Annotated in this window: 11 protein-coding genes and 2 pseudogenes; 10 read left to right on the plus strand and 3 right to left on the minus strand. The window is 31.5% G+C overall.

Annotated elements, in window-relative coordinates; translation table 11 throughout:
• Positions 1-331 precede the first annotated feature (331 nt).
• The 5 genes from CLVI_RS17585 to CLVI_RS16865 all read left to right on the plus strand — a co-directional run bounded on the left by CLVI_RS17585 (position 332) and on the right by CLVI_RS16865 (position 2495).
• Positions 332-493, plus strand: coding sequence for a hypothetical protein (locus CLVI_RS17585; RefSeq protein ID WP_207655406.1), 162 nt, complete (start codon positions 332-334; stop codon positions 491-493).
• Between the two features lie 172 nt (positions 494-665).
• Complete coding sequence (locus tag CLVI_RS16850) at positions 666-851, plus strand: hypothetical protein (protein WP_106061383.1); 186 nt, start codon at positions 666-668, stop codon at positions 849-851.
• Between the two features lie 111 nt (positions 852-962).
• Positions 963-1709 carry an alpha/beta fold hydrolase gene (locus CLVI_RS16855; protein WP_106061384.1) on the plus strand — a complete coding sequence of 249 codons (747 nt, stop codon included), beginning with the start codon at positions 963-965 and terminating at the stop codon, positions 1707-1709.
• A gap of 106 nt (positions 1710-1815) precedes the next feature.
• The gene (locus CLVI_RS17745; RefSeq protein ID WP_146127345.1) at positions 1816-2133 is read left to right on the plus strand and encodes a hypothetical protein; all 318 of its coding nucleotides are present in this window, start codon (positions 1816-1818) and stop codon (positions 2131-2133) included.
• Between the two features lie 167 nt (positions 2134-2300).
• Complete coding sequence (locus tag CLVI_RS16865) at positions 2301-2495, plus strand: hypothetical protein (protein WP_106061386.1); 195 nt, start codon at positions 2301-2303, stop codon at positions 2493-2495.
• Between the two features lie 197 nt (positions 2496-2692).
• Here the strand turns inward: CLVI_RS16865 and CLVI_RS16870 are convergent, their stop codons facing one another.
• Both CLVI_RS16870 and CLVI_RS16875 read right to left on the minus strand, forming a co-directional pair.
• Positions 2693-2932 (minus strand): hypothetical protein, encoded by a 240-nt coding sequence (locus tag CLVI_RS16870; protein ID WP_106061388.1) that lies wholly within the window; start codon positions 2930-2932, stop codon positions 2693-2695.
• Positions 2933-2945: 13 nt separating this feature from the next.
• On the minus strand, positions 2946-3173 hold the full coding sequence (locus CLVI_RS16875) for a hypothetical protein (RefSeq protein ID WP_106061390.1): 228 nt from the start codon (positions 3171-3173) through the stop codon (positions 2946-2948).
• A gap of 437 nt (positions 3174-3610) precedes the next feature.
• On the opposite strand from CLVI_RS16875, the gene CLVI_RS16880 reads away from it, so the two are divergent.
• The 5 genes and pseudogenes from CLVI_RS16880 to CLVI_RS16900 form a co-directional block, all read left to right on the plus strand.
• Positions 3611-3934, plus strand: a complete 324-nt coding sequence (locus CLVI_RS16880) for a PadR family transcriptional regulator (RefSeq protein WP_106061392.1) — start codon at positions 3611-3613, stop codon at positions 3932-3934.
• Positions 3934-4281 (plus strand): DUF1048 domain-containing protein, encoded by a 348-nt coding sequence (locus CLVI_RS16885; RefSeq protein WP_106061394.1) that lies wholly within the window; start codon positions 3934-3936, stop codon positions 4279-4281. The genes CLVI_RS16880 and CLVI_RS16885 overlap by 1 nt, the downstream gene beginning before the upstream one ends.
• Before the next feature lie 9 nt (positions 4282-4290).
• Entirely contained in the window at positions 4291-4641 is a 351-nt protein-coding gene (locus CLVI_RS16890; protein WP_106061396.1) for a DUF1048 domain-containing protein, read from the plus strand.
• Between the two features lie 40 nt (positions 4642-4681).
• Positions 4682-4837: pseudogene (locus CLVI_RS16895) on the plus strand (cysteine-rich KTR domain-containing protein); the annotation flags it as partial.
• Between the two features lie 119 nt (positions 4838-4956).
• Positions 4957-5099, plus strand: a pseudogene (locus CLVI_RS16900) (ABC transporter permease); the annotation flags it as partial.
• Positions 5100-5351: 252 nt separating this feature from the next.
• Here the strand turns inward: CLVI_RS16900 and CLVI_RS16905 are convergent.
• Positions 5352-5678, minus strand: coding sequence for a DUF1659 domain-containing protein (locus tag CLVI_RS16905; protein WP_106061400.1), 327 nt, complete (start codon positions 5676-5678; stop codon positions 5352-5354).
• Between the last annotated feature and the right edge of the window lie 471 nt (positions 5679-6149).

The raw sequence follows: 6149 nt of genomic DNA on the forward strand, positions 1-6149 counted from the left end.
TACAAGTATCATCCATTCTTCTTTAGATCTTCTTTTTGCCATGCAAATTACCTCCTACTAAGTATAGGAGTATTATCACATTAATTTACTGCCAGTCCTAGGTGATGAGTTATTTGACGCTTACGTTATTACTAATGATCTACCAAAGGATAAAATGATAGCTATTGCATCAATAACAAAAAAAGAAGCTTGTCCCAAATGAAAATGGGATAAGCTTCTTTGAATTTTCAAAACTTAAGCAACATCAAATTTAGTAACTTGGTTCTGAGTCAAGTTAGCAGAATACTTGCTAATTAAGCTGACATTCTTAGTTACGAATACATTCATGGCAATGGGAAATAGAGAAGAGAAACTAAGAGATAAGCAGGGACAAATCGAAAGAATAGCTGATAATAATATTGCTTGGAATTATGTTAATGACAGGCTTAGATGCAAGTTTGAGTATTTGGAGAAGATGGAGCAGGAGCTAGTGGAGATTTATGGAGATAATTAGGGGAGTGGGGTAATTTAGATTTAATAGTGATGTGTATGCCCTGCTGTTTGGGAGAATGGTGGAAATTTACATAATATGCTACAATATGAATATAATTGTTTGAATTAAGCCGTAATGGTAGGGTATTGTTCAGTAAAGAATAGTAATTAAAATTAAAAGGGAGGGATTTGATTTGAAGAATAGAATTGCAACTTGCTTTAGTTTATTGTTAACACTAACTATGGGGTTATTTATAGAGGCATTAGCATTGCTAGCATATCCAATATATCCATTTGCATTTCTCACACTTTTTTTCTGTACTCTATCAGGAATATGTACTTTTATTGCTTACAAGGGTACTAAGGAAAACTCTATATAATAAAATTAGATATTTTCTGAGTAAGACACATTATTCGTAGATGACGATACTCCTTAGACTAAAATAGTGAAGTAAAGATTATTTATATAATCTTGTGAAAGGAAAATAAAAATGAGATTTATTGAATATGGAAACAATAAAAATAAGCTTTTAATTTTTATTAACGGAACTTTAATGCCATGGCAAATGTGGACGCCACAAATTCAATATTTTAGTAAAGATTACTTTGTTATTATTCCTGTTTTGGATGGGCATGATACAGAAACAAAAAGTATATTTACTACCGTTGAAAAATCTGCTGCTGATATTGAAGAGTATTGTATTGTAAATTATGGTGCAAATATATATGCGGTTTGTGGTTCCTCTATGGGAGGAGTAATCGCAAGCATTTTAGTCAGTAATAATGTTTTACAATTTCAAAAAGTAATATTGGAAAGTGCACCGCTTGTCCCTATGAATAAATTAGCAATCTGCTTTTGGAAAATAAGTCAAGTAAATCAAGTGAGAAATATAAAAAAGCGAAATCCTAAAACGTTAAAACAGTATAAAAATATGTATCCTGACAATTTGTTTGATGACGTATTAAATACAATTGATGTCATTGATGAAAAAACAGTTTCAAATTTTTGTAACTCTACATTTAAATATCAAATGCCTAATAATATAAATACTGATAATGTTAAGATTGCATACTGGCATGGTACAACGTCAATGGAAATGCTCTCAAAAAATTCGGCTAAATTCTTAAAAAAGAATTATCCGCAAATTGAAATAAAGGCTTTTGAAAATTATAACCACTGCGAATTATCTGTAAATCATCCGGAACAGTATATCGAGGAAGTTGAAAAAATATTGTAGGTTATGAGCATAATATATAATCGTGTTAATTCGCCAAGTTTTAGTTAAGGAGTGTTTTTATTGAATTTTGTATTTGGAGAGAGAAATAATAAAATTATACACATTGATGATATCGTGCATAGTGAAAATGGACTTAAAGCAAGCGGAGTCCTTTCAGTCCTCCACAAGGGTGACTGTCACTTGCCGAAAAATAGCGAATCAGGGTATTTGGACAGGAACTGAAAATATGGGATATTTTCAATGTGAGGTTGGATTTACCCAACACAATGGTGTAACCCAATCATCAACAGTATTTGCAAACTATGCACATGCTAAATTAGGACTTTCTGGAGCTATATCATTAAGTTCTACAGGCGGTATAAGTCTAGGATTTGGAATTCTGGATAAAAATTATTCTATTGCATGTGATGTTGATGTAAATTAATTAATACATTATTTAAAAGAGTCCTTATTTAAAAGTAATGGCTCTTTTTGTTTTGATAAATTGTATTTTTGAAAAATAATTATATAAATACATGCGTTATTTCTGTTACAATATAACATATTAAATTAAATAATGGAATTTAGTCGGTATATATAAGGAGGCGTAATATGGGGAAATTCACAAAGGTATTTAAGGCGTTTATTTATACTCTTTTGGAGATTATATTTGTAGTTGTGTGTAAGGTCATTTTAGATTCAAATAAGGTTGATGAGATTATATTATTATTTGAAATTTTAATTATATTTACTTTAATTCTTTGTACCTTATTAATTATTGATGAAATAAAGAAAAGTAGAGAATAAAGACTATGCAATGGATCAAACTAAAATGACTTTAATATACAAAGAAAAATAAACCTCTATTAGGAGAACGTATAATACAGTTAGATAAACGAAAGTGATGGCAAAATCCTTATCCCGTAGGGCGAACTGTTATTGATGGTACGTCAATAACAGAGTGAGTTATATTAATGACAATACCGCTTTGAAGTTTTATCATATCATGTATTAATCTCATATTTCAATTCATAAATCCTATCAATATCATTTATTATACTTTGGCACCTGAAGAGGAGCATCTTATTACCTGCTAATTTCTCAAAGTCCTTAAATAAAACTTTATCAACATTTATAACAGTTACAGATTCATCAAGATTTTTAATTTTAAATCGTACAGGTTTTGGGGCGCCATCTTCTGTAAACCATGTAATCATTTCTATAGGTTTGGCCATAACTTTCATAGATATCAACTTCTCATAATAAACTTGTCATAACAGGATAGTCTTCTTCTCCTATTCCACCAGACATAGCTTTTATTCCAGAGTGTAAAAAGGAAGACCTTAATATAGAATTTGAGCCATATCTAGAACGTATGTCATCAATTATTTTGTCTATTGCTTGGGCCTTTTCTATATTGGTATCATCAAAAAGATCATATTGATAAAACTCATTTGAGCATAATCCGGTTATGTACACGCCCATATGGCTAAGGGGTTCACCGTTCCACTTTTCATCAAACAAAAAGAAATTTTTATATTAAAGATAGTGGGCGGGGGATAAAGAATAGATTTGAAATTACATGAACAATCTGTAGGGATGACGATGTTATTTGAAAATTGGATGATATGATATTTGTAAAATATGTTGCAATTAACTGATAGATAAATAGTAATTTATTGAGTATATTAAATAAGCAATTTTAATATATTAAGAACTTCAAGGGTAGGGAGCAGATGCTCCTACTTTTTTAATTACAAGGTGATTGTTATAATTTTTAGTATTATTTAGAATTTAACGAAAAAAATAAACGTAAAAAAATAAATATATCATATTGAAACTATCTCTAGTAAGTGATACTACATAGCAGTAGTAAGTAATACTGAATACAAGTAATATTAGATAGTAAAGAGGTGACTTATTTGGAAAATATCACAGAAATGTTAAAAGGTGTACTAGAAGGCTGTGTTCTTGAAATCATCAGTCATAAGGAGATATATGGTTACGAGATTACTAGGAGGCTGAATGCGCTCGGATTTTCAGATGTTGTAGACGGGACTGTTTATACCATCTTAATACGACTTGAGAAAAATAAATTGGTAGAAACTACAAAAAAGAAATCAGATATGGGACCACCGCGAAAATTTTTTACTCTAAATGATGAGGGGCGTGAGGAATTGAAGAAGTTCTGGGAAAGATGGGAATTCGTATCATCAAAAATTAATGAGTTAAAGGAGAAGAAATAATGAGTTTTTGGGAAAAAATTACGGGAAGCGACATGACTAAAGAATTGAAAATTTTTGAATCGCGAGCCAAAAAGCTACCGGCTGATTATCAAGCGGCCTGGGAAAAAATTAATGCTAATCTTTGGCCGCACTCAGATTTCACCGGTCACAACCTTATGCCAATTCTTGACGGTGTGCTTGGCCTGCTCGAAGAAAGGGCTGCGGACGGTCAGAGTGTACAAGAGGTTTTGGGTGATGATATCAAAGGCTTCTGTTCAACGCTGGTAGGCGAAGAAGGGTCAAAGTCTTTTCGCGACAAGTGGCGCAAGCAACTCAACAATAATATAGCTAAAAAATTAGGTAGATAGGAGGATAAAATGAGAATACAAGATATCATCGAAGGTAAAAAAGAGTGGCGAGCGCACGTGGCGCGCGTCAAAGCGCTCCCGAAAGATTATCAGATTGTATATAAAGAGATTCAAAAATATCTCTTTAAGGTAGGCCCTGTTGAGCTAACTGACGGAATAGGTTTACTCTCGGGGATTATCGATCTTTTTCAAGAGGGTGCGGCCTTGGGGAAAGGTGTGCTCGAAGTGACGGGCAGTGACGTAGTAGCTTTCTGCGATGATCTAATCAAAGATTCAAAAACTTACGCTGACATATATCAAGAATCTGTTGACCAAGAAGTTAACAAGGCCATGAAAAAGGTTACGGATAAAACAAAGTAAAAGGGAGATATCGGGATTGAAAAAGCAATTGAAATGAAAGGTCTGTGGCAACAAAATAAAGGTCAAGATAAGTGATGATACGGTGCTTGAAAACTTCCCACTATTTTGTCCCAAGTGTAAACAGGAAACGATAATCAATGTAAAACAACTGAATATATCAGTTGTTAAAGAGCCAGACGCTAAGACTCAGAGCTGATAACATGTGAGTGAAATCACAGTTGTCGGCTCTTTTTTTATGATAACTACTCAAGCTGCATTTAAAGAATTAGACGTATATTTGAGTAAGGTTACTATATTCTAGAGGAGGAGAAATAAATGGAATCTATAAATAAATATTTTTTAAAGATATGAGTGTTATGTTTGGACGTTCTATGCGTCATATTTTTAGAAGTATGGATACAATTATTACAGTTAGTATCACACCAATTGCGATTATGTTATTATTCGTTTATATCTTTGCAATGAGGATCTATAAAAAATTATAACCTATCTTTATATAAGTACATGTAGTTTAGAAGTTTAAAGAGATATTAATATTATTATATTAGGTTATCTATATTGAGTAGCCAGATAAATTCCAATTTTCAGATGATAATAAAGATACTTTAATTAATAATATCCTAAAACAAATAACAGTTATAAATATCGTATTATTTACTAGGTCAGTAAGAAGTATATAAAATGGGGCTATATAAGTTTTTGCTAACGATTTACCAAAGGATAATATAAGGGATATTGTAGCAATAACAAAAAACAGAAGCTTGTCCTAAATAAAAGGGATAAGCTTCTTTTAGAATTAAGAACTTAAACAATAGCAAATCGAGTAACTTGTTTCTGAGGCATGTATGCATCATACTTGCCAGTTGAGCTTGGACTAACTTTACAGTGTCATTTAAGTAGGTATCTCTTGCACCGCTACTTAAAACAGATTGGATAGCAGCAGAAACATCAAAAATGTCTTGTGGAACAGCATCAAGTTTTAAGCCAGAGAAAAATTTTTTTCTTGTAGATTCTCTTAGCCATTTTGTCAGCTCCATTCTATATCTTTAAATAGGATATAGTGCTTAAGAATCGAATTATATAGGTACAAGTATAAATATTCTTCAGAATATAACTTCTTCAGAATATGCTTGTACAATGCGAATTTGATAGGAATTAGGGTAAGAAGTTTATAAGTTTTTTGGCAGTTTTGAAATTTTAACACTATATCTTTTATAGCAGGGGGATTTTTAGCTGTAAAAAATAGAAAAGGGCGTGGAAATTTATGATTAAGAGTGAAGTTAAAATTAAGCCGGAGCAAAATGAAAACTTTGATAAAAATAAATTGCATTAGCCATTAGGAATGGTAATCATAATGATGTTGATGGTAAAGTTTAGTTAAAAATAATGTTAGAGTATAATTTTAGTAGGCAAAGGTAGCAAAAAAATAAAGGAGATGTAAAAACATCTCCCCAATACATAAATTATCCATTATAATTTTATTGCTAAGATAAAAAGAATGGAGTTGG

This window comes from Clostridium vincentii (genome assembly GCF_002995745.1).
In the GTDB taxonomy this organism is placed as follows: Bacteria; Bacillota; Clostridia; order Clostridiales; family Clostridiaceae; genus Clostridium; species Clostridium vincentii.